25 protein-coding genes and 1 tRNA gene are annotated in these 24417 nt (G+C 36.7%); 22 read left to right on the plus strand and 4 right to left on the minus strand.

Translation table 11 applies throughout. The features are described 5' to 3' along the window. Positions 1 to 79: 79 nt before the first annotated feature. The gene (cobT, locus tag EG346_RS23725; RefSeq protein WP_123882335.1) at positions 80 to 1087 is read right to left on the minus strand and encodes a nicotinate-nucleotide--dimethylbenzimidazole phosphoribosyltransferase; all 1008 of its coding nucleotides are present in this window, start codon (positions 1085 to 1087) and stop codon (positions 80 to 82) included. Positions 1088 to 1428: 341 nt separating this feature from the next. Between cobT and EG346_RS23730 the strand changes: the two genes are divergently transcribed. From EG346_RS23730 to EG346_RS23760, 8 genes are all read left to right on the plus strand, one after another. After that, on the plus strand, positions 1429 to 2178 hold the full coding sequence (locus EG346_RS23730) for a nucleotidyltransferase domain-containing protein (RefSeq protein ID WP_123882338.1): 750 nt from the start codon (positions 1429 to 1431) through the stop codon (positions 2176 to 2178). 20 nt (positions 2179 to 2198) lie between these two features. Continuing rightward, positions 2199 to 2846, plus strand: a complete 648-nt coding sequence (locus EG346_RS23735) for a hypothetical protein (RefSeq protein WP_123882341.1) — start codon at positions 2199 to 2201, stop codon at positions 2844 to 2846. A 258-nt stretch (positions 2847 to 3104) separates the two neighbouring features. Then, positions 3105 to 3237 (plus strand) — tRNA-OTHER (locus EG346_RS24965). Positions 3238 to 3335: 98 nt separating this feature from the next. Continuing rightward, positions 3336 to 4712 carry a TROVE domain-containing protein gene (locus EG346_RS23740; protein WP_123882343.1) on the plus strand — a complete coding sequence of 459 codons (1377 nt, stop codon included), beginning with the start codon at positions 3336 to 3338 and terminating at the stop codon, positions 4710 to 4712. A 48-nt stretch (positions 4713 to 4760) separates the two neighbouring features. Further along, a complete protein-coding gene (locus EG346_RS23745) occupies positions 4761 to 5195 on the plus strand; it encodes an AAA family ATPase (RefSeq protein ID WP_073334042.1) in 435 nt (144 codons plus the stop codon). Next, complete coding sequence (locus EG346_RS23750; protein WP_123882346.1) at positions 5185 to 5946, plus strand: tRNA(His) guanylyltransferase Thg1 family protein; 762 nt, start codon at positions 5185 to 5187, stop codon at positions 5944 to 5946. Before EG346_RS23745 ends, EG346_RS23750 begins: the two co-directional genes overlap by 11 nt. A gap of 129 nt (positions 5947 to 6075) precedes the next feature. After that, a complete protein-coding gene (locus tag EG346_RS23755; RefSeq protein WP_123882349.1) occupies positions 6076 to 6699 on the plus strand; it encodes a putative polyvalent protein kinase domain-containing protein in 624 nt (207 codons plus the stop codon). Then, complete coding sequence (locus EG346_RS23760; RefSeq protein WP_123882352.1) at positions 6696 to 7754, plus strand: nucleotidyltransferase domain-containing protein; 1059 nt, start codon at positions 6696 to 6698, stop codon at positions 7752 to 7754. Before EG346_RS23755 ends, EG346_RS23760 begins: the two co-directional genes overlap by 4 nt. Positions 7755 to 7817: 63 nt before the next feature. On the opposite strand, the gene EG346_RS23765 is transcribed toward EG346_RS23760, so the two are convergent. After that, positions 7818 to 8162 carry a TfoX/Sxy family protein gene (locus tag EG346_RS23765; RefSeq protein WP_123882355.1) on the minus strand — a complete coding sequence of 115 codons (345 nt, stop codon included), beginning with the start codon at positions 8160 to 8162 and terminating at the stop codon, positions 7818 to 7820. Between the two features lie 165 nt (positions 8163 to 8327). Here EG346_RS23765 and EG346_RS23770 point away from each other — a divergent pair, with 165 nt between their 5' ends. The 5 genes from EG346_RS23770 to EG346_RS23785 all read left to right on the plus strand — a co-directional run bounded on the left by EG346_RS23770 (position 8328) and on the right by EG346_RS23785 (position 13357). Then, entirely contained in the window at positions 8328 to 8843 is a 516-nt protein-coding gene (locus EG346_RS23770; protein ID WP_123882358.1) for a DUF2975 domain-containing protein, read from the plus strand. Then, complete coding sequence (locus EG346_RS23775) at positions 8843 to 9046, plus strand: helix-turn-helix domain-containing protein (protein ID WP_034726695.1); 204 nt, start codon at positions 8843 to 8845, stop codon at positions 9044 to 9046. Before EG346_RS23770 ends, EG346_RS23775 begins: the two co-directional genes overlap by 1 nt. Positions 9047 to 9315: 269 nt before the next feature. Next, positions 9316 to 10188: an ABC transporter ATP-binding protein gene (locus EG346_RS23780; protein ID WP_123882362.1), complete on the plus strand. Its 873-nt coding sequence runs from the start codon at positions 9316 to 9318 to the stop codon at positions 10186 to 10188. A gap of 2 nt (positions 10189 to 10190) precedes the next feature. Further along, positions 10191 to 11018: an ABC transporter permease subunit gene (locus EG346_RS25250; protein WP_228426403.1), complete on the plus strand. Its 828-nt coding sequence runs from the start codon at positions 10191 to 10193 to the stop codon at positions 11016 to 11018. Positions 11019 to 11113: 95 nt separating this feature from the next. Further along, positions 11114 to 13357, plus strand: coding sequence for an ABC transporter permease/M1 family aminopeptidase (locus tag EG346_RS23785; protein ID WP_228426405.1), 2244 nt, complete (start codon positions 11114 to 11116; stop codon positions 13355 to 13357). Between the two features lie 312 nt (positions 13358 to 13669). Here the strand turns inward: EG346_RS23785 and EG346_RS23790 are convergent, their stop codons facing one another. After that, complete coding sequence (locus EG346_RS23790) at positions 13670 to 15931, minus strand: polyribonucleotide nucleotidyltransferase (protein WP_073334053.1); 2262 nt, start codon at positions 15929 to 15931, stop codon at positions 13670 to 13672. A 450-nt stretch (positions 15932 to 16381) separates the two neighbouring features. Here EG346_RS23790 and EG346_RS23795 point away from each other — a divergent pair, with 450 nt between their 5' ends. Then, on the plus strand, positions 16382 to 17803 hold the full coding sequence (locus tag EG346_RS23795; RefSeq protein ID WP_073334055.1) for a sugar MFS transporter: 1422 nt from the start codon (positions 16382 to 16384) through the stop codon (positions 17801 to 17803). A 206-nt stretch (positions 17804 to 18009) separates the two neighbouring features. Then, positions 18010 to 18369: a DUF4260 domain-containing protein gene (locus tag EG346_RS23800; RefSeq protein ID WP_123882368.1), complete on the plus strand. Its 360-nt coding sequence runs from the start codon at positions 18010 to 18012 to the stop codon at positions 18367 to 18369. Between the two features lie 57 nt (positions 18370 to 18426). Here EG346_RS23800 and rpsO read toward each other — a convergent pair whose 3' ends face one another. Further along, a complete protein-coding gene (rpsO, locus tag EG346_RS23805; protein WP_073334059.1) occupies positions 18427 to 18696 on the minus strand; it encodes a 30S ribosomal protein S15 in 270 nt (89 codons plus the stop codon). Between the two features lie 174 nt (positions 18697 to 18870). On the opposite strand from rpsO, the gene EG346_RS23810 reads away from it, so the two are divergent. The 7 genes from EG346_RS23810 (at position 18871) to EG346_RS23825 (ending at position 24240) form a co-directional block, all read left to right on the plus strand. Beyond that, positions 18871 to 19422, plus strand: a complete 552-nt coding sequence (locus tag EG346_RS23810) for a pyruvate decarboxylase (protein WP_073334060.1) — start codon at positions 18871 to 18873, stop codon at positions 19420 to 19422. A 632-nt stretch (positions 19423 to 20054) separates the two neighbouring features. After that, positions 20055 to 20198: a bacteriocin-like protein gene (locus tag EG346_RS25530; RefSeq protein ID WP_276730182.1), complete on the plus strand. Its 144-nt coding sequence runs from the start codon at positions 20055 to 20057 to the stop codon at positions 20196 to 20198. 29 nt (positions 20199 to 20227) lie between these two features. Next, positions 20228 to 20368 (plus strand): bacteriocin-like protein, encoded by a 141-nt coding sequence (locus EG346_RS24970; protein WP_164466286.1) that lies wholly within the window; start codon positions 20228 to 20230, stop codon positions 20366 to 20368. Positions 20369 to 20379: 11 nt separating this feature from the next. Then, complete coding sequence (locus EG346_RS24975; RefSeq protein ID WP_164466289.1) at positions 20380 to 20553, plus strand: bacteriocin-like protein; 174 nt, start codon at positions 20380 to 20382, stop codon at positions 20551 to 20553. 170 nt (positions 20554 to 20723) lie between these two features. Continuing rightward, on the plus strand, positions 20724 to 22046 hold the full coding sequence (gene mgtE, locus EG346_RS23815) for a magnesium transporter (RefSeq protein WP_073334062.1): 1323 nt from the start codon (positions 20724 to 20726) through the stop codon (positions 22044 to 22046). 180 nt (positions 22047 to 22226) lie between these two features. After that, positions 22227 to 23420, plus strand: coding sequence for an acyltransferase family protein (locus EG346_RS23820; protein ID WP_123882371.1), 1194 nt, complete (start codon positions 22227 to 22229; stop codon positions 23418 to 23420). Between the two features lie 82 nt (positions 23421 to 23502). Then, positions 23503 to 24240, plus strand: a complete 738-nt coding sequence (locus tag EG346_RS23825) for an ABC transporter substrate-binding protein (RefSeq protein ID WP_123882374.1) — start codon at positions 23503 to 23505, stop codon at positions 24238 to 24240. Positions 24241 to 24417 lie beyond the last annotated feature (177 nt).

Raw genomic sequence — 24417 nt, forward strand, 5'->3', positions numbered from 1 at the left:
CTTCATTGCCCCTTTTTTATTTTCAGAAAGTTCATTTTTTAATGGCACTACACTGGTTAGATAAGTCATAGAAAAAAGGTTAAGATGGCTTATTTGAAACATGAGCATCTTCGAAACTTGACATTTCATTCATAAAATTAACCGCACTCTGAATCAGTGGATACGCCAGTGCGCAACCTGTTCCTTCTCCCAGACGTAAATTCAGATTGAGTAATGCTTTCTGTCCTAATAACCCGATCAATTGAAGGTGAGCTTTTTCATCACTTACATGACAAAAGATACAATGATTGATTATTTCAGGATTCTTTTTCCAAGCAGTGGCTACCGCAACGGTTGCAATAAAGCCATCTACCATGATCAGCATATTCTGACGATAAGCCTCTTCCATGGCCCCTATCATCTGGGCAATTTCCAGTCCTCCAAACGTTTGAGCAATGTCATCAGGAGCTGATATCCGTGGATAATTTTCTATGGCAGCAGACAAAATATTGATCTTGTTCTGTAACTGATCATCATTCAGACCTGTCCCACGTCCAATACAGCTTACAATCGGTAAATCAAATAATTGACTCATCATCAGGGAAGAAGCAGAGGTATTTCCGATACCCATTTCACCGAAACCAATGATATTGCATCTGGTCTCAGCAATCTCAGCAACAACCGATCTTCCATTTTCCAACGCCTGCTGATATTCTTCAACCGTCATGGCAGGTTCCTCAAGGATATTACGGCTTGATTTTCTGACTTTTTTATCAATCAATTCCAAATCTTCAGGAAAATCGAAATTCACTCCGGCATCCACAATCTTAATGGCTATATGATGCTGTCTGCAAAACACATTGATCGCTGCCCCTCCACCCAAAAAATTCATCACCATCTGATAGGTAACTTCCTGCGGATAGGCACTTACGCCCGCTGTCGCAATTCCATGGTCTGCTGCAAAAACGACTAGATGCGGGTTTAAAAGTTCCGGCGCAACCGTTTTTTGAACCATCCCGATCTTATTAGCCAAATATTCCAAATGGCCCAATGCTCCCAAAGGTTTCGTTTTAAAATCTATTGTATGTTGTAATTGTTCTGCTAACATGGATGTACAGGTAGTTTTAGTTAAATTATGAAGTTGCAATATTAGTGAAATTAGGGAGAATGGGAAGAAGGAAGATGGGAAGATCAGAGACACGAGATTTCAGACATGAGACTCTAGGTTAAGGAAAAGATTGAGATTGAGCAAGATTAAGGATCATGTCGACAACTATTTTTTATATTTTGAAAATTTATCGCCTTAACTATTTTTAACCCCTCATCCAACATCTACAAAATCGTAAACTCTAAAACTCTCAAACTCTCAAACTCAAAATCCGAATCCGAACGCCACAACGCAAAAACACTGCGCACTGCTACTTTTACTTTGCATTAAAATTGAACAACATGACACCAAAAATACTTGAAAAAATAAGAGAAATAGAGGCCGAACGAGGGATAGAAGTCCTTTTGGCCGTAGAATCAGGAAGCAGAGCCTGGGGTTTTGCATCTCCGGACAGCGATTATGACATACGTTTTATCTACAGACATGAAAAAGATTGGTATCTTTCTCCCTGGGATAAAGACGAGACAATAGAATTCATGACTGAGGATGATCTTGACGGTTCCGGATGGGATCTTCGAAAGACTTTTCATCTTTTGCTAAAATCGAATGCGGCTTTATTGAGCTGGTTTTACTCGCCTATCGTTTACAAAAAGAACGAGAAGTTTGTAGAACTTTTTACTCCCATAGCAGATACTTGTTTTTCGCCAATAGCCGTTTCTTACCACTATCTGAGCATGAGTAAAAAATATCTGGAAGCCTGCAGAAGCGATGAAGTGAAACTGAAAAGTTATTTTTACTGTTTAAGAACCGCATTGACCGGAAAATGGATCATCGAAAAAGGAACGGTTCCTCCGGTTTTATTCAGTGAATTGCTGGTTTTAGTTGATGATTTTACTAGAAATAAAATAGAAAATCTTGTTGCTTTAAAAGCTACAAAAGGAGAATCTTATTATCATTCTAATGACTGGGAATTGTTTGGATTTCTGGAAAGTATGGTTAAGGATAATGAAGAAAAAGCTAAGAACTTGACTGGAGGAAAAGTGGATAAAGGTGAGATGGAGAGAGTTTTCAGGGAGATATTGGCACTATAAATAGTTATGAGTTATCAATAATGGGAATATTTGATTTTTTTAAATGGAAAAGTAGATCTTCGGTGTTCAACAGTGAGATCAAAACTCCTGAATCTGTTATTCATCCTTTTACAAAGCAATGCCAGCTTTTAAAGGAGGAATTTGGTTTGGTCATTCCCCAGTCTTCTATTGACTGCCTGATTCGTTTCAATCTTCCGGTAGACAACTATTATTACAGTCTTTTTTGGCATTTTAAAAATGATTTTCTTGAAGTTTTTTATAATGAAAAATTTATTCAATGGGTTGTAAACCGCTATAAAGAAGTATATGGTGCAGATGCGGATTTGAAAATCTTACAGGAACAATTAGACGAGGCAAAATTTGAGTTCGATCTAAAGAATGATTCCTTTCAAAGCAATATTATTGACTTTGATCTCATCAATCAATGCTATGCTGAATTTAAAGCTTCCGGTGAAAAACTTATGATCACGATTAATTTCGATTATGAGAATCTGATCCTTAACACAGAAATGAAAGGATATGTAGGTCAGAATTATCCCAGTTTTAATGGACTTTATAAAACAACGGCTGGCATACAATATAAACAGCTGGAAGATTTTAAATTACTGGAAGATATTATCCAAAATTTACTGGATGAAAAAGAGAAAAATAAGAACTTTCCTTTTTAACAGAATCTGATATTAGAAATAAAATTAGTTTACCCAACTGACTCCTATAAATAAAGAAAGTTCCTTTTTTAAGGGACTTTTTTTGTTTAAGCAAATTTCTAAATCTTACTTCCTAAAATAAAATTAAAAAAAAATAATTAATACACACAAAATCAAATATTTATAAAAATATTTATTTTTTCTCAATTATTTTTTTTATAAAATAATTCTACGCAAAAACATTGCGCACTCATACTCTTACTTTGCATCATCAATAAGGAGGCTGTAGCTCAGATGGTAGAGCAACGTAAAAACACTTTATACTAATTTTAATCTGCTTAGGCAGGTGTGATCCATAAAGTTACTTCGCTTTTCACGCCGTAGGCCGCCGGTTCGAGTCCGGTCAGCCTCCCTGATTGAAGCGGTGCGAGATTTAGGTTACTTCGATTCAAAAAAACGCCTTAATCAATTTTTAACCGCTTCTTTTTAATGAATAAAAAAACTAAGAATATGTCAAAATTTAACACAAGAAAAACTGGGTTTGACTTCGGCATCATCGCTGGAAAATTGACAGATACAGCAGGAAAATATTCAGAAGATGAGTTGCTGAGAAGGGTGACACTGGCCAATATGCTTTTTGAATCCGATTATTATCAGCCTGCAGACGAGATCATGAAACAGATCGAAGACCTTTGCTATAAGGTGGAGGGAGAAAAAATCATCGAACTGGCTCTGGAATGCCGTTTTGAACAAAAATTAAGACATACCCCGCTATGGCTGTTGATTCTTGCGAGTGAAATTCATGACGTTTCTGTGAAAGATGCTTTGGCTAAAATTGCCAACAGACCGGATATGACCATTGACGTTCTTCAGATGCTGAAGGTAAGAAACGGTTCGTATAAAATGTCCAAGTCGATTAAAAAAGGTCTTGCAAAAGCTTTTGATAACTACGATGAATACCAGATCGCGAAATATAGAAAAAGCAATATGGATGTTTCTCTGGTAGACGTTGTGAATCTTGTACATCCAAAACCAACCAAAAAAAATGAACTGGCTCTGAAAGGGCTTGTGGAAGATACTCTACAGCCTGCCAATACTTGGGAAACAGCCCTGTCACAAGGTGCTGATAAAAAAGAGACTTTTGAAAGAATGATCGCTGAAAAAAGTCTGGGTTCTCTGGCCATCCTGAGGAACCTGAGAAATATGACTGAAGCAGGACTTTCAAGAAACGATATAAGAACTGCCATATCGCAGGTAGCGAGTTACTGGCTTACCCCATTGAACTTTCTGGCCGCTCAGAGAAATGCTCCGGATTATACCGCAGCTATTGATGAAGCCATGAAAAACTGTTTCGTCCAGGAGAAGATTACAGGAACTACGATTCTGGCTATCGATGTTTCCGGAAGTATGGGAAGGATAACCTCGTCCAATTCCAAGTTTTCAAGAATGGATCTTGCATTTGCTATGGCCGCTGCAGGTTCGTATATTTTTGAAGATCTTATCCTTGTATTTACTGCCGGAAGCGATGCTGAGAGAATGGGTAAGCATATGATCTGGAACGGATCCAAAGGTTTGGGACTATTCACCAATTATAGCAAAATCGCTATGGAAATGGGTGGTGGAGGTATTTTTACGTATCAGCTTTGTGAATGGCTGAAGGAAAATGGCTATGCAAAAGATGCCGAAAGACTGGTCGTTATTTCTGATAGTCAGGATATCGACGCTCATTACGGTCTGGTCAGAAAACCGGATACCTCACCATATAAAACCTCATATATCATTGATATCTCAACCCATACCCACGGTATAAAAACAGGAAACTGGACTGCAGAGATCAATGGATGGAGCGATAAAGTATTTCATTATATTAAGGCTCTGGAAAACTAATGGTTTCCGGAGTTCTTTTTAATCAACTGAATTAACTATTTAATAATAATGGAAATGATTATTTTCATCGGGATCCCAGCCAGTGGAAAAAGTTCTTTATATAAGGAGTTTTTTTTCAATTCTCATATCAGAATAAGCATGGATCTTCTCAATACGAGAAATAAGGAAGGAAAACTACTTCGGTACTGTTTTGAAACGCAATCCAAAATGGTTATTGACAATACAAATGTTACAAAGGAAGGCAGGAAGAAATATATTGAACTGGCCAAACAAAACAAATATGAGATTATTGGATATTATTTTGAAAGTACTATTCAGAATTCTTTGGAAAGAAATAAAAACCGAAAGGAATCCATTAATGAAGCTGGTATAAAAACAAAATATAAGGAATTGGAAAAGCCTCTGCATGAGGAAGGGTTTGATCATATCCGGACTGTAAACATTATCGATAATGAATTTATAATCACCACTTATGAAGTTTGAAGAAATTGAAGTTTTAATGAGAAAAAACGAAGCCTTATCTGAGCAGTATATTCTCCCGGAGAATTTTATTATTGTGAGATTAGACGGAAAAGGTTTTACAAAACTGACCAAAGAAAAGCTGGAACTTGAAAAGCCTTTCGATGAAAGATTTCATCTTGCAATGGCAGCAACCATGCAACATCTCTTTATGGTGGGATTTAGAGTCATCTACGGCTACACACAAAGCGATGAAATTTCACTGTTGATCCACAAGGATGAAAATACATTCAGCAGAAAAGTAAGAAAATTTAACTCGGTTTTGGCAGGAGAGGCAAGCGCATTCTTCAGTTTACAGTTTCAGCAGATTGGTGTTTTCGACTGTAGAACGATTGCCATTCCTAACCATGATATGATTCTCGATTACTTTTGCTGGAGACAGGAAGATTCTCACAGAAATTCTCTTTCTGCCTATTGTTATTGGACTTTGATAAAAAATAATTTCACAGCTAAACAGGCTGCTACAAAAATTGAAAAAATGTCGCAATCTGATAAAAATGAGCTGCTATATCAGTTCGGGATCAATTATAATGATCTCCCTGTCTGGCAGAAACGTGGTGTGGGAATGTATTCCAAAGAAGTAGTTAAGCAAGGTTTTAATCCTGTAACACAGTTGAGTTTGGAATGTATGAGAAATGAACTTTATCTCGAAACAAAAATACCGATAAGAGAAGATTATAGATTATTTTTGAACAGTATCCTGAAAAGTAAATAAAAGACAGACAGAAAAATTACTGGGGGTTCATATAAAATGAAACGAATGAATGTAAAAACATATCTCATATACTCCTTATAACAATCGTATTTTACGGTTTTAAAAATTTAGTAACTTTGTATAAATTACATGAAAGATGAATTACAAAATATCATTTCAGGAAAGAGCCAGGTTAGGCATGGAGATGCTATCCAAAAAGTCTCCCATTACCTTAGAGCAGGCAAAAGCACAGGCAAAACGTCTGGAACAGGCAAGCAGGTCAAAAGTGAAGAAGCAGCGCTCTTAAAACAATATTGTAACCAGCATAATTTTTGGATAGATACCATTGACATCAGCAGTTTTGTATCTTCCGGAGCAGAACAAAAAGTATATTTATTCAATAATTACAAGGTCATAAAGCTCAACGATTCGATTTATTATGAAAAATGGCTGGATTACCTGAACAATCTTCTTTTGAATAATTATTTTTTTCCTGATACAGCTTACGAACTTATTGGTTTCCATGAATCTGAAAACATATTGTATGCTGTTGTGGAACAAGATTTTATAGAATCCGATAAGCTTACGGATTTAGAACATGTAAAACTTTTTCTGCTTTCCAACGGTTTTGTTAATCATAGGAATAATGATTACAACCATCCTGAATTAGGAATTATCCTTGAAGATTTACATGATGAAAATGTTCTTACTTTTCAGGGAAATTTATTCTTCATCGACACTGTTTTTTATCTTACTGAACAATTTCAACCATGACCATCCAAGACTTAAAATCCAACAACCTCATCCTCTTCGAAGCCATCTCAGGAAGCCGCGCTTTCGGGTTGGCCACAGAAAACTCGGATACGGATATCCGTGGGGTTTATTATCTGCCGAAAGAAGTTTTTTTCGGCCTGAACTATATCCCGCAGATTTCTAATGAAACCAATGATATTACCTATTATGAGATCGGAAGATTGGTAGAACTTCTGCAGAAAAACAATCCCAATATTCTGGAAATGCTGGCAAGTCCGGAAGACTGTATTCTTCAAAAAAAACCACTGATGGACCTGCTTCGTCCTGAGGATTTTTTATCTAAATTATGTAAAGATACCTTTGCAGGATACGCTGTTTCACAAATAAAAAAAGCCAAAGGGCTCAACAAAAAGATCCTTAATCCCATAGAAAAAGAAAGAAAATCGGTTCTTGATTTCTGTTATATTCTCTACGGCCCGGGATCAGTTCCTCTTAAAAAATGGCTTTCAGAAAATAGTAAAGTTCAGGAAAAGTGTGGACTTACCAATATCGGGAATACCAAAGGAATGCATGCCCTTTTTTATGATGACTCAGGAAGCCTGGGTTATAAGGGAATCATACAGCATGAGGAAGCCAATCAGGTTTCTCTGTCTTCCGTTCCTAAAGATGAAAAACCAACCGCTTATCTGTACTGCAACCTTGATGCCTACTCCACCTATTGTAAAGATTATAAAGAATACTGGAAATGGGTTTCTGAACGTAACGAAGACCGCTATAATGTCAATCAGGAACATGGCCAGAACTACGACAGCAAAAACATGATGCACACCATTCGTTTGCTACAGTCTTGTGAACAGATTTTCAAAACAAATTCCTTAAATATTCGTGTAGAAAATCGGGATGAGTTATTAGATATAAAAGCAGGAAACTGGTCTTATGAAGCCGTCATGCAGAAAGCTGAAAATCTGATAGAGTCTATAGAACTTCATCATTCAGTTTCTACTCTCCCCGATTATCCGGATATAAATAAGACGGAGAAAATCTTAATAGAGATCCGTGAAAAATTATATTGTTAAATCTTAATATTCTTAATTACTCAATTTCACCTTAATGGTTTAAAAAAATTAGGAATATTAAGGTTATTTTTTCTTTGATGCTTTAGCTATTGCATTGTAATCCAGGCCTATTTTTATCCAGAATTCAAAATCAGCCTGTTTTTGAAATCCTATAGGTTCCACATAGCAATATCCTTTGAGCTGCTTTCCTTTCATGATCATGGGAAGAAAACCTATTTTTTCTGAAACTTCCTCTTCCAGATCAGGATCATAACGGCACATAAGATTATCATGGCTTATATTAATGCACATTTTATCATTGACCAAAAATGCTAATCCACTGAACATTTTCTTTTCCTTAATTTCAAGATCAGAAATTTCCGAAAGCCGTTCACGAACTCTGTCCGCCAGTTCAATATTATATGCCATGAGAAATAATTTTATCATTTAAATTTAGGCAAAAAACATAGTAAACAACGCATATTTTTTCATTTTCAAATTCCATTTAAGATTCAGTAAATATTTTTTTATTTAAAATAATTATTGTTTTACGATAATTAATTATACATTTGCAATAGTTAAATAATTATTGCCATGAACCAGACCAAAATTATTTCCAGAATTCTGTATTATCTCTGCATTGTGCTTTCCGCAGGTTATCTGATTACTTTAGTCTATTCAATGGTATGCCTGCTCACCGGTTTTGCAATTACCCCGTATAAGGATAATATGTTCTTGCATATCAACTATCCTTTTACAGAGCAGCCGTTTCTGAATATTGAACGTAACTGCTCTTATATCATCTTCTCGTTCTTATTGGTTTTAATTTCCTACGGGATTTTTTTCTGGCTTTCAGCAAAGGTTTTCAAAGTATTTTTTCAGTCAAAACTGTTTACAAAAGAAAATATACTTCAGCTTACGAGATTTTACCTGTATAATATTTTCATTCCACTTCCGATAGTTATCATAGCAAGTTTCTTTGTGGAAGTAGAAAGTATGATCTGGGGACTGGTGTTTATTCACTTTATGCTTGGAATTTTCTGTCTGTTTCTTGCGAATATCTTCAAGCAAGGACTACATTTGCAAAACGAACAAGACCTATTTATATAATGCCGATCATAGTCAACTTAGATGTCATGCTAGCCAAGCGAAAAATGCAGAGTAAAGAACTGGCAGAAAAATTAGGAATTACCCCTGTAAACCTTTCCATTCTTAAAACCGGAAAAGCCAAAGGGGTCCGTTTCGATACCCTGGAAGCGATCTGCAAAATTCTTGAATGCCAGCCCGGAGATATTTTGGAGTTTAGGGAATAGGGTGCGTGTTTCGTGTTTGAGAATCGGAGAGTTTGAGGATGAATTTTGGTTGTCAGTTGCTGGTTATTAGCTGGGTAGTCATTAAGCTAATGAATCATCGTCCTGTATCTAAAATCTTGATTCTTGTCTCTTGTCTCGAAAATTCACCATTGACATTCATTCCCTCAGCCTAAAATCTGACGTCTGATATCTTATATCTGAAATCTAATATCTACAAATAAGCAACCACAACGGTCTGCCCTACCCTTCTATTATCCCAACCTTATCATATGAATACTTTATCTATCAACAATCTCAGCCTCATTTACAAAAATGGCTATCAGGCGGTTAAAGAGATATCGCTTGAGATCTGCAATGGCATGTTTGGCTTACTTGGGCCGAACGGAGCCGGAAAATCTTCTTTAATGAAAACCATCGTTGGACTGCAGAAACCCACTTCAGGAACGATCATTTTCAATGGAACAGATATTTCCCAAGACCCTGATTTCATTAAACAGAATCTGGGGTTTCTTCCCCAGAATTTTGGCGTCTATCCGAAAGTTTCCGCGTATGATCTTCTGGAGCATATCGCTGTTTTAAAAGGAATTACCAACAGTACGGAGCGTAAAGGACAAATCCTGAGTCTTCTTGAAAAAGTCAATCTTTCGGATTTCAGAAAAAAAGAAGTTCATACTTTTTCCGGAGGCATGAAACAGCGTTTCGGGGTGGCACAGGCTCTTTTGGGGAATCCCAAGATCATTATTGTAGATGAACCGACTGCTGGCCTTGATCCTGAAGAGCGTAACCGTTTCAATTCTCTTCTGAATGACATCAGCAAAGAGGTTATCGTTATTCTTTCAACCCATTTGGTGGAAGATGTCCGGAATTTATGCTCGGAAATGGCTGTTATGAATAATGGACAGATTCTACGACAAGGAAAACCGGCGGAACTCATTTCCGAACTGGAAAACAGAATCTGGTCCAAACCAATTGACAAAAACGAACTGGAAAATTACCTTTCCTGTTATGACATCATCAGCCGCCAGCTGATCGAAAGAGAACTCCACATTACTGTATTTTCAGAAGAACAGCCAAGAGATTTCAATGCTGTCACTCCCCTTCTGGAACACGTTTACTTCCATACTCTCACCCAAAAACCTTAATCATGAACACCCTATTTTTATTTGAAGCCGGACGCATCACCAAGCACTGGCCAGCTTATCTTATAGCCTTTATTCTGATAGGTATCGGAGGCTTTTGCGGCAATACATTCAATCTCACTGTAGGGGAAGGAATCTATCTGAACTCACCGTATACCATTGGTTTTATGACAGGAATGATGAGTCTTTCCATTATATTTATTGCGGTTATTTTTGCGGTACAGCTGCTTTTCAAAGACTCAGATTCAAAATTTGATGTTTTGCTTTTTTCATTTCCTTTGTCTAGATGGACTTATATAAATGGGAAATTCAGCATCTATTTTCTACAGACTTTTTTAAGTTTTTTCTTGTTAATGGCAGGTTTTCTTTCAGGCCAGATCCTGCGGACAGGAAGTGAAATGCAGAGCTATTTCAATGGAGGCTATTACCTGTATCCTGTGCTTATTTTTGGTCTCATTAACTGTTTTTTTGTATGCAGTTTTCTATTTTTCATTTCATTGACAGCGAAGAAAAAATTACTGACTGTCGTAGGCGGGCTTCTGCTTTATGTTCTGTATATGGTCATTTTAGTCTTTTCCAATTCGCCTTTTATGGCAGGAAGTTTACCTCAGTCTGTTGAGATCCAGCAATTTTCCGCCCTTGCAGATCCGTTTGGATTGTCATCTTATTTCTTTGAAGCGAGAACGTATTCTGTTCATCAAAAAAACACTTCAATCGTATATATGACAGGATATTTACTCATCAACAGACTTGTTTTTCTCACGATGGCTGCTCTATTTCTTCTGATTACTTACCGTTTATTTTTTTTTCATCGGTTTCAAAACAAAAAGTAAAAAAAGCAGTTTCCTGTGCTGAAAACCAAAGCATTTCTTCGGCCCACTATTCGATATCAGAATTGGGTTTTGGTAAAAAAAATGCTCTCCGCTCCATGTTTTCCTTTGCAAAGATTGATTTATTTTATCTTTTCAGAAGCATCAGTATTCCTGCAGTTTCAATACTTCTGCTTTTCTTCGTAGGAATGGAAATGTATGCGGAGATTGAAAAAGGAATCCGTCTTCCGCAGAAGTATGCCAGTTCCGGTCTCATGGCCACCACTATTTCAGAAAACTTTCCGCTGTTTGGATTTCTTCTTGCCGCTTATTTTATTAATGATTTATATGGGAGGAGTCGTTCTTCCGGATTTTCTCTGATCGAAGACAGTACTTTCTTTTCAAAAAGCAAAGCGGCAGGGCATTTCATTTCTATCAGTGCTCTTCTTTTTCTTTTTACCATGATCTTAATTACTGAAGGTATACTATTTCAGGCGGCTTATCAGTATTTCCCTATCGATTGGAATGCTTATCTGAGTGTCTTTCTTTTCAACACCTTTCCTTTGATTCTCTTCTCAGGACTCCTGCTGTTCATCAATCATCATATCCGGAATAAATTTATTGCTCTAGGGATTTGCGTTCTTATCATATTTCTGCTGACGGGTCCTGCTTCCGGGAAATTAATTCCCTATCCTCTATTCAGAATATTTTCAGATTTTAAAGGGAGTTACAGCGACTTCAGCGGATATGGAGTCTATACCTATGCTTTTGCAGAAAGACTTTTATTCGGAGCCGGATTGATTTCATTTTTATGGATGATCAATACTATCGTCAGAGCGAAAAGATTTAATCTGACTACCTTTATTCCCGGCCTTCTTTTGCTTATTTCAGGAATTTACGCAGGAACATTTTTCATGCACGGCTATATTCCGAAAAATGAAGAACAAACAATCTCAGCAGCGGCTCAGTACGAAAATGACTGTAAACAATATGAAAATCTTCCTCAGCCACAAATTACCGATGTGACTACGGAAATTGCATTATATCCTTCAGAAAATTCATATCAGATCTCTGGAAAGTATATCCTGACCAACTTTACGGATCATCCTATTGACAAAATCCTCATTAATTTTAATCCGGATCTCAAGATTGAATCCGCTATTTTCAGTGCAGGTTCTGAAATAATAAAATTAAATAAAAACACCTCAGAAGTTAAGATAAAGAAACCTATTAAATCTGGAGAAAAAGCTTACCTGAATTTTAAACTTTCGTATAAATGGTATGCTGTGAATGGGCATCAATCCTTTAATGCCATTATAGAAAACGGTTCCTTTATGAGAATCAGCAGATATTATCCTACGATCGGATATCAGAAAGGGGAAGAAATTCAGGATGAACAACTGCGAAAGGAAAATCACCTCGCAAAACTTCCAAAATTAAAAAAACCGGAAGATCCGGGAATCTTTGAAAAGAATTTTATCCATTTAGATATGACGGTTTCCACGGAAGACAACCAGACCGCTATTGGCACCGGAGATCTGGTTAAAAAATGGAAAAAGTCAGGACGAAATTATTTTCAGTACAAAGCGGAAAGTATTCCGTTCCGTTTTGCAGTGTCGTCTGCAGATTATGAAACCAAAAGTGTGGTGTATAAAGGCATTACAGTGAATATTTTCTACCACAAAAAACATTTCGAAAATGTAGACCATCTTCTTGACAACGCAAAAATTACGCTGGATTACTGTGAACAGAATTTTGGAACATATCCTTTTAAAACAGTCAGTTTTGCTGAAGTCTCATCTTTTACCAGAGGATTTGCAGCAACAGCGTATCCATCGGCGATCTTTATGCCTGAAGATATGATTTTCCATGCCAATATCAATGCTGATAAAGAGCAGGATGTTATCAATGAACTTGCAGGACACGAACTTTCCCATTTGTGGTGGGGAAACAGCCAAATCGATCCGGATGACAGAGAAGGTAACGTCATGCTTACGGAAACGCTGGCCATGTATACCGAAATGATGCTTTATAAAAAAATGCACGGCACCGAAAAAATGAAAGAAAGGATCGCCATGCATCAGCAAATCTACGACAATGAAAAGGGACTCTCTGAAAATGTGCCTATCTATAAAGCAACAGGTGATTTTCCGCATATAGCGTATTCAAAAGGCGCTGTAGCAATGGTTAGATTAAGTGAACTGCTTGGAGAAGAGCAGGTAAATAAGGCATTAAGGCATTTCCTTCAGAACAATCACTATCCCAGAAAACCATCTTCGGTAGCTCTGCTTCATGAGTTTTATAGAATCTGTCCTGACGCAGCCACAAAAAAGCAGGTAGATACATTATTTAAAACGGTATAGGTTATCTTTTAAGCTGATGATAAAAATTTTATCAACGACATGATCAGCAAAATAAACAACAAGTAAAATCTGCTAAACTTTGCTGAAAATCTTCGATTGTCCTGCGTCTTAAAAACATCAACATTTTTCAAACTTTGCGCGCTTTGCGTATACCAACAGCCTCTCTTGATCTAATCAGTAAAAAGAAAGGATTAGGTAAAAACTTTGCTTAAAAAAGACAGAAACCTATTTCATGGTTTTACTACTTATTATTAAATCAAAAGAAATCCCTCAAATTGAGGGATTTCTTATATCTATTTAAGATGTTAAATCTTAAGCTTCAGATGAAGGATTTTGATTTTCCTTTGGAGCCTGATCAGCTGGTCTTCTATCCCCTTCTGGTCTGTCCTGTCTTTCTGGTCTTCTGTCACCTTGAGGTCTGTCTTGCCCTTCAGGTCTTGGTTTAGACTCAGGTCTTGCAGGTCTTGGCAACAAAACTTTTCTTGAAAGTTTCATTTTCTTACGGTCATCATAACCCATGAATTTCACTTCCACTTCGTCTCCTTCGTTGTAAGGTACTTTATCAAGACGAGCCCATTCGATTTCAGAAATGTGAAGTAATCCTTCAGTTCCTTTTGCAATGGCTACAAAAGCTCCGAAATCCATTACTTTAACCACTTTTCCTTGATATACTTCCCCTACTACCGGTACAAATGTAATCTCGTTGATTCTAGCGATTGCAGCATTGATCTTCTCTCTGCTTACGCCAGAAATCTCGATTCTTCCGATTTCTCCTACTTCTTCAATAGCAATAACCGTATCTGTATCTTTTTGAAGCTGCTGAATGATTTTTCCACCAGGTCCGATCACAGCACCGATGAAATCTTTAGAGATCTCAAGCATTACCATTTTCGGAGCGTGAGGTTTCACGTCTTCTCTTGGTACTGCAATGGTTTCAGTGATTTTATTAAGGATATGTAATCTTCCGTCTTTAGCTTGTAAAAGCGCTTTCTCCATAATATCCATAGAAAGTCCCTGGATTTTGATATCCATCTGACAAGCGGTAATTCCGTCTGCTGTTCCGGTTACTTTAAAGTCCATATCTCCCAGGTGATCTTCATCTCCTAAGATATCAGAAAGAACCGTAAATTTTCCAGTCTTAACGTCTGTTACCAATCCCATTGCGATACCGGAAACTGGTTTTGTAATCTGAATACCTGCATCCATTAACGCTAAAGTTCCTGCACAAACAGTGGCCATAGAAGATGAACCATTTGATTCTAAAATATCAGAAACGATACGGATGGTGTAAGGGTTTTCTTCAGGAATCATGTTTGCCAAAGCTCTCTGAGCCAGGTTTCCATGTCCTACTTCTCTTCTTGAAGTCCCTCTTAAAGGTCTTGCTTCACCTGTTGAGAACGGCGGGAAGTTATAGTGTAAGAAGAATCTTTCGTCATAATTGACCATTACGCTGTCTACCATGTTCGCATCTTTCACAGAACCTAGCGTTACCGCAGTTAGAGACTGAGTTTCACCTCTTGTGAAGATGGCAGAACCGTGAGCTCCAGGTAAATAATCAATTTCGCTCCAGATTGGACGGATGGTTTCAGGATCACGACCATCAAGACGGATTTTATCATTCAAAATCATCTGACGCATCGCTTCTTTCTCTACATCATGGAAATATACTTTGGCGAAAGGGGTTACTCTTTCTAATTCTTCAGCATTTTCAACATATTGAGCTAAAAATTCAGCCAAAACAGCTTTGAATTTTTCACCTCTTTCTTCTTTTCCTGAAGGAGTTTTCGCTACTTCATATACTTTATCGTATGTTTCTTTCCACACTTTTTCACGGATGGCTTCATCGTGATTTTCGTGGCTGTATTCTCTTTTTGGAAATGATTTACCTACTTTTTCAGCTAATCTTTCCTGAGCTTCAACTTGTTTTTTGATTTCTACGTGAGCAAACTGGATCGCTTCAAGCATTTCCTGCTCAGAAATTTCTTTCATCTCCCCTTCTACCATTACGATAGAATCTTTCGTTGCTCCTACCATGATGTCAAGGTCGGCAATTTTAAGATCTGCATAATTAGGGTTCACAGAAAGTTCTCCGTTGATTCTTACCACTCTTACTTCAGACATTGGTCCGTTGAAAGGAATATCTGTAATAGCGATTGCTGCAGATGCTGCAAGACCTGCTAAATCATCAGGAATTGACTCTCCGTCATAAGAAATTAATGAAATCATCACCTGAACTTCCGCATGGAAATCTTCAGGGAATAATGGTCTAAGAACTCTGTCCACCAAACGCATCGTTAAGATCTCCTGATCCGACGGTCTCGCTTCTCTTCTAAAGAAATTTCCAGGAATTTTACCTCCTGCGTAAAATTTTTCTCTGTAATCTACGGTTAAGGGTAGGAAATCTACTCCTTCTTTGGCTTCTTTACTGGCTACCACCGTTGCTAAAAGCATGGTCCCACCTATTTTTACGACTACAGAACCATCAGCCTGTTTTGCTAATTTTCCTGTTTCAATTGTAATTTCTCTGCCGTCTGCAAGAGTAATCGTTTCTGTAATTGCTTGAGGTATACTCATAAATTGTTTTGTGTTGCACTCCGTATTGAGTGCTTTAATTATTGATAGTTCGTCTAAATTTTCGTTTGCAAAGATAACGTATAATAATGAGATATTAAATTTTCAATCTCAGAAATAACAGGCGGGATTATAAGATTTTCCTCTCCTATTTTATCGATGAAGTAAGAATTACTTACAAAATGTTCAACTTATTTATCATATTTCATCAATAAAAAGATTTTTTCCAAAGAAAATTCATCAAAGAATCCGACCAATTTCGTATTATTGTCTCAAAAAAAGTAAATACTATTTTTATCTTCACAAAGACCACCGATTTACAGAAAAAAACACCTGAAAAGTTGCAGAAAAACAGGCGACTGCCTTATATTTGCCACGCTTCTCAAAATATATATGCAGCAGACGAAACCAACTGAAAGAGCTTAACAATTCTTTTCTAATAAATAAATGTTTATGATCAATAAAGAAGTAAAAACACAGAGCAGAAATTATACGATCCCGTTAATCACGATCACACTGCTCTTTTTTATGTGGGGATTTATCACCTGTATGAATGATATCCTGATCCCTTATCTGAAACAGCTTTTCAAACTCACCTTTTTCGAATCGATGCTGGTACAGTTCTGCTTTTTCGGGGCTTATTTTATCGGTTCACTGATTTATTTCCTGATTTCTATTACCAAAGGAGATCCTATTAATAAGGCAGGTTATAAAAAAGGAATTATGTTCGGTATATTTCTCGCGGCCTTTGGCTGTATTCTGTTTTATCCGGCAGCAACTTTTTCTTATTATCCTTTATTTCTGGGTGCCTTGTTTATTCTTGGACTTGGTTTTACAGTACTTCAGATCACCGCAAATGCCTACGTTTCCTTACTTGGAAGCGAAGAATCAGCATCCAGCCGTCTGAATATGACGCAGGCTTTTAACGCTTTCGGAACAACCATTGCACCGGTATTGGGAGGACATTTGATTTTTGAATTTTTCTCTGCTCCGGACGGTTCTTTCAGCGCAGTAGCCACCAGAATCCCTTATCTGATTTTTGCGGGAATTCTTTTATTGGTTGCTTTATTGATTTCAAGAGTCAAACTTCCTTCTTTCCAGACCCAGGAAGAAGAGATTGTAAAAGGTTGGGGTGCTCTTAAGTTCAGTCATCTTAAATTTGGTGTTTTTGCCATGTTCTGTTATGTAGGTGGAGAAGTAGCGGTAGGAAGCTTTATTATTAGCTTTTTGGAGCAGCCACAGATCATGGGTTTTAATGAAATTATCAGTAAAAATTACCTTTCGCTGTATTGGGGAGGTGCCATGATCGGACGTTTTCTTGGGGCTATTTCTTTAAACCAATCCTTAAGCCAAAGCAAAAAAGCAATCTATATGCTGGGAGCCGCCGCCGCTGTTTTCCTGGTTATTTTCAGTATCGTAGACCTGACCTTTTCACAGATCAGCTTTTTCTTAGTATTCATCGCGCTTAATTTTGTGGCGTTCTTTATCGGTAAATCAGCTCCGGCAAGAACATTGTCTATTTTTGCAGCCGTGAATGTGGTGCTTCTAATCTCTGCAATGGTGAATCATGGCGAGCTGGCGATGTACAGTATTTTAGGAATTGGGATCTTTAACTCTATCATGTTCTCCAATATCTATACGTTGGCAATTTCCGGTTTGGGTAAATATACCAGCCAAGGATCTTCATTAGTGGTGATGGCTATTCTGGGGGGTGCTATCGTTCCTATTTTCCAGGGATATCTTGCCGATCAGTTCGGGGTACAGCACTCATTTATTATTCCTGTATTCTGCTATCTGGTGATCCTGATTTTCGGAGCGTATTGCACGAAATACTTAGGACATGTGGAAACTACTGACGCTAAATCGGGACATTAAACCGGCCAATAAAAGATGGTGAATTGCCAATGGTGAATTTTACTGCCCTGCAAAATTGACCATTTACACTTAAATAATACACTGTTTTAATCAATACTATAAAGTGAGATATTTTTAAAATGTCTCACTTTTGTTTTTAGGTATGATTTAAGATGTAACTTTTACAAGGAATAAAGTACTTATCCGGTAATTACTATCTTTTGATTATGAAGATTCAGCTAAAGCTAGAGTATTTTGCCTTTTTGGTATTGGGAGTGTTTGCTTTTGAGCGGACTGAACTTTCGTGGTGGTGGTTTGCAGCGTTGTTTTTTGCTCCTGATATTTCCATGCTGGGATATGCGGTAAACAGCAAAACCGGAGCATTTTTCTATAATCTCTTTCATCATCTGGGATTGGCCATCCTTATATATATTACCGGAATAGCCCTTCATTTACCGTATGTACAAATGATTGGAGCCATCCTTTTCTCCCACTCTTCATTTGACCGGATCTTAGGCTACGGACTGAAATACCCGGACAGCTTTCAGAATACCCATTTGGGGAAAATTGGAAAAGATAAAAATTAGGCATATAAAAAAAGCAACCTCTTTCGAGATTGCTTTTATTTTGAAAATCTTTGTAGATTATTTTCTTAAACCTAGTTCAGCAATAATTGCTCTATATCTTGCGATATCTTTGTTTTTAAGGTAATCTAGTAAACTTTTTCTCTTACCTACCAATTTCACTAGAGATCTCTCTGTGTTGAAATCGTGACGGTTAGCCTTTAAATGCTGAGATAAGTGATTGATTCTGAAAGTGAAAAGAGCAACTTGTCCTTCAGCACTTCCTGTGTCTGTTGCAGATTTTCCATGTTTTGAGAAAATTTCCTGCTTTTTTTCTGTTGTTAAGTACATTCCAATATTGTTTAATGATTATTATGTAACGGCTGCAAAATTACAACTATTTTTTAATTCAGCAAAACATTATTGATTTCATGTATCAAATTTGATAGAAAAAAATGTTAAAAATTTCTTAATAAATTGTATGCCATCCAACGAAAAGGCAGTAATTTTGCATACGAATTACAAATGAGAAAAATTATATTCTTTACAGCACTCAGTTCTTTTTTACTGATCGGTGTTATTTCAGTGAAAGCACAGAAAAATGCAGATAACAAAGTAAAAAAAATCTTATACTTCAATCCCGAGGTAGAACCTGATATTGAAGAAATTAAAGAACCTACCAATCACGCTTTCTTCAGCGCTGTTTCTGATAATTTCAGCGGAAGAAGAAATAAAATGCTCAGAGCCGAGGTTCAGATCCCTTTTGACAGCATAGAAAAACAAACCATCACCGATTACTGTGTCAATAACGATGCTGATTTTGCCATTGTTCCCAAAGTAAGATATTTTAAGGTAGGCATTGGTAAGTATGTCTTTTCCAATCAGGTCGTGGTAAGCATGAAACTCTTCGATGCAGGAGGAAATCTGGTTACTGAGACGGATTATGACACCTACCGAAAAAATATGCGTCTCTTGGGTTCTACGGAAAATTCTATAAAGATCGGTACCGATGGCGCCATAAAAGGCATTCTGAAAAAACTACGGAAACTTAAACATTCGGAAGGAGCAGAGCTTTAGAGGTGAAAAGTGAATTTTGCTTTGCAAGTTAATGGTCAATTTTGAGCGATGGTAAAATTTATCATTGACGATTCACAAACATCCAACATTCTTTGAACGTGAATGGGCAATTCTGCTGCGCAGGGCAATCGTCAATTTTGGACGATGGTAAAAATTATCTTTGACGACTCACAAACATCCAACATTCTTTGAACGTGAATGGGCAATTCTGCTGCGCAGGGAAATTGTCAATTTGGACGATGGTAAAATTTATCATTGACGACTCACAAACATCCAACATTCTTTGAACGTGAATGGGCAATTCTGCTGCGCAGGGCAATCGTCAATTTTGGACGATGGTAAAAATTATCTTTGACGACTCACAAACATCCAACATTCTTTGAACGTGAATGGGCAATTCTGCTGTGCAGGGAAATTGTCAATTTGGACGATGGTAAAAATTATCTTTGACGACTCACAAACATCCAATATTCTTTGAGCGTGAAATGTCAATTCTGCTGCGCAGGGAAATCTCTTCACAAAACTAAAACAACATCCAAACATACTGATTACTAGATAAATATTTTCACCATTTGATGAATAATTAAATATTTTTTACTATTTTAGTTCAACAAATTAAAAATTTATACAGTATGAACAATTTAAAAAAACTCAACAGAGAGCAGCAGAGACAAATTAATGGAGGTGCTATTAACAAGTGCAGCCTAACAAAGCCTTGCAGTATTGGATGGTGCTGTGATGGCGTTTGCAAAGAATATGCATGCATTGAATTTTAATCTTATAGGTAATGATCTAAATTATTCGTATGAAAAAATTGAAAAAACTCAACAGAGATCAGCAAAGACAAATCAATGGCGGAGGTATTAACAAATGCAGTGAAACCAGACCATGCTTCATAGGTTTTTGCTGTCGAGGCCTTTGTATGGAATATGATTGTATTGATTAAAACCAGTTAATATGAAAAATCTAAAAAAACTGAACAGAAAACAAAAACAGGAAATCCAGGGTGGCGGTATGATAAAAAAATGCCAGATCCACAATCAGTGTGGATTCCAGGAATGCTGTGACGGAGGAATGTGTATGCCCTCACCCTACTATCCTTTATGCGGACCTATTCTTGAAATAACATAGGTATTTATGCTTTAAAATTTAATTTTTTGACATCTGCTCCGGCAGATGTTTTTTTTCACTGTAAAGGACGTTCAATTCTACTTTACACTTTAATTAATCCTTAATTTTGCCCGTTTCTTTTTTAGTCTTAAAATTTTGAATTATTTTTGCATATCCAAAAAATTCACGTTTTGAATTCCAGAGACGAACTTATCTTCAATCCCGCCGACATTGCCGAAACTCTTAGCAGCCTTCCTGCTGACGAGAGGCTTCTTGCGTTTTTGAAGGTTCCGAAAGAATACAAAGCGGACGTTTTCTCTCACCTTGACCCTGACTTTCAGGAGGATACTATCAGAAGTATCGGAAGCGAAGAGGTTTCTGAGATCCTGAACGGGATGACTCCGGATGACAGAACTTCTCTTTTTGAAGATTTTCCGGATGAACTGATCAAGTACTCTATTAATCATCTCAATCCTCAGGAAAGAAGAATTGCCCTGAAGCTTCTGGGCTACGATTCAGACTCTATTGCCCGTCTGATGACTCCTTACTACATCCAGATCCGTAAAGAATGGACGGTAAAAAGATGTCTTCAGCAGATCAAAAAGGTCGGGAAAAGAGTGGAAACCATGAATCATCTTTACGTAGTGGATGAAAGAAACCGTCTGATTGATGATATTGCTTTAGGAAGCCTTCTTTTGGCTGAAGAAGATACTCTGATCTCGGATATGACGGACAATCACTTTGTCGCAATCATGACCACCACTTCAAAGGAAGACGCAGTAACCTATTTTGAAAAATATGACAGAACTGCGCTTCCCATTATTACTGAAGCTGGTGTTCTTGTAGGCATCGTAACTATTGATGATATCCTGGACCAGATCGAACAGCAAAACACAGAAGATATTCAGAAATTCGGGGGTCTTGAAGCTCTTGATGATCCTTACACGCAGACTTCTCTTTTGGAAATGGTCAAAAAAAGAGGAACATGGCTGATCATTCTTTTTTTCTCTGAAATGCTTACTGCTTCTGCGATGGGATATTTTGAGGATGAAATTCAAAAGGCGGTGGTTCTTGCCCTTTTTGTACCCCTTATTATTTCCAGTGGAGGAAACTCCGGTTCTCAGGCTGCAACGCTTATTATCCGTGCGATGGCTCTTCAGGAAATCGGTCTTAAAGACTGGTGGTATGTGATGAAAAAGGAGATTTTTACCGGTTTAGCGCTTGGGAGTATTCTTGGTGTCATCGGCTTTTTAAGGATCATGGTATGGCATGAGGCAGGATTCTTCAATTATGGAATGTACTGGCCTTATGTGGGTTTAAGCGTAGGAGTTTCTCTCGTTATGATCGTTCTTTGGGGAACACTTTCAGGCTCTATGGTTCCATTTATTCTGAAAAGATTAAACCTGGACCCTGCTACTTCTTCTGCTCCCTTTGTAGCCACTCTGGTAGACGTTACCGGTCTTATTATTTATTTTTCCGTAGCCGGACTTTTCTTAACAGGAAAACTTTTGTAATTTTAAATAAATGCTAGATATTTTAACAATTATCAAAAAAATAAATAATTCAAAACAACATCTGCAATAAATAAAAATAAACAACTACAAGTAAGTAATATTCAACACGATTAAATAAAGATTTATCATAAATTCAGTTTATTTGGAAATTATTTCTTAACAATCAGCAAACACAAGTGAATGAAAAATAAATTCAGTATAATTAAATTAGATAGCCTGTATTCATTATTTTCTAAAGAACTAAGCCTCAACAGAATTTTTGGACTGGACATACTAAGATTTTTTGCTATTACCACCGTAATTATCTCTCACGGACGATTTATATTTTCGGAAAAGGTAGATCGCTTTTTTACATATATCACATTTGATGGAGTTACTATTTTCTTTGTTTTAAGTGGATTTCTGATCGGTGGTATTTTAATTAAGCAGCTTGAAAACAATACCCCCAGATTTTCATTACTTTTGGATTTCTGGGTCAAAAGGTGGTTCCGTACTTTACCTGCTTATTTTTTAATTTTAACAATTCTCACTATTTGCTATACTTTCACAGATCCCAAATTCTCTTTTGGAACTATAAAAAATTACTATTTTTTCTGTCAGAACCTTTATTATCCTACTCCTGATTATTTCACAGAATCATGGAGCCTGAGTGTAGAAGAATGGTTTTATCTTACAGTTCCTTTTCTGATTTTTATCCTGACAATTTTCTTTAAATTAAAGCCTAAAATTTCAGTGCTGATCACAGCTTTAACCATTCTATTTTTTATCAGTTTTTTGAGGTATATGATTTATGCTGAAAAAGATCTTCAAAAGGCATTATCTTTTAATCATCAGGTACTTTTCAGACTGGATAGTATCATGTATGGCGTTATTGGAGCATATTTCAGCTATTATTACTCTAAATTATGGAAATCAATCCCAACAATTTTACTCATATCCGGTATCGCTATATTTTTAATTCAAAAGTGGATTTTTGTTTCAAATATGTTTCCTGAGCCATTGCTGCTTTATAATGTTGTTTTTGAATACAGCCTGACCTCAATAGCTACACTATTACTGCTTCCTTTCCTTTCCAATTTTAAAAAATCAAAATACAAGATAGGAAATCTGATCACTATTATTAGCCTGATCTCCTACTCCATGTATTTAACGCATATGGCACTTATCAAAGGAATTATTTTAAAAAGTATTCCCTGGACAGATTTTACAACTAATTATAATATTATATTGCCTGTCTTTTATTTTCTCTATTGGGCACTTACGATTATATTTTCAATCATAATCTATAAGTTCTTTGAAGTACCAACGACTAACCTTAGAGAAAAATTTGTTTTCAGTAAAAAAAATCAAGGTCCGGTTATGGAAATCAAATAATCTCTAAAGCATTATTTGGCTGCCGCCTGAAGAGTTTTATATTTTTAAATTTGAATAAACAACAAATCATTTTAAATTTAATATGAGAGTCATTTCCCTAGTTCCGTCTATTACAGAGGCATTATTTGATCTTGGCCTTACTGAACATGAAGTCATCGGCAGAACAAAATTCTGTATCCATCCTAAACATAGAATAAAAAATGTACCGGTTATCGGCGGCACAAAAAACATCAATATTGATAAGATTAAAACTTTACAACCGGATATTATCCTGGCCAACAGAGAAGAAAATATCAAAGAACAGGTAGAAGCATTAATGGCCGATTTTAAGGTACTTGTGACTAATGTGGAAAATATTGAAGACAATTACTACCTTCTTAAAACACTCGGAAATATCTTTAATAAGGAGGAAAGAGCCCAACAGTTTAACCTGAAGATCTACGATGTTTTACAGCAGGCTCAACTTGATTTCCCGGTAAAAGCAGCCTACCTCATCTGGAAAAATCCTTATATGACGATAGGTTCCGATACTTTCATTCATAAAATTCTGGCAGAGATAGGTTTTGAAAATATTTTTAAGGATCAAACGCGCTATCCTGAAATCCAAATGGAAGACCTTGCTGATGCAGAAGTTATTATGCTTTCTTCTGAACCTTTCCCTTTCAAAGAAAAACATATAGAGGAGATGAAGACTTTCTATCCTGATAAGAAGATAATGATTGTAGATGGAGAAGCGTTTTCCTGGTACGGAACCCATATTGCAAAGTGTGAAAATTATTTTAAAGAATTACTGGATGAAATTCATGCAATGCAACGTTGATTTTTTTAACACAAGAGTTTTTTTTAGACACTTCAGTTATTCTTAAGTTAAAAAGCTTTTTGAAAAGAAGATCACTTAAGTTGTGCGAAAATGAAAGATGTTCATCATGACAAATTCTTCTGCCTAAAATTCCCCTCTCCTGGAGGGGTGGCGAAAATTCAATGAATTTTTGACGGG

It is taken from the genome of Chryseobacterium carnipullorum (assembly GCF_003815695.1).
Classification (GTDB): domain Bacteria; phylum Bacteroidota; class Bacteroidia; order Flavobacteriales; family Weeksellaceae; genus Chryseobacterium; species Chryseobacterium carnipullorum.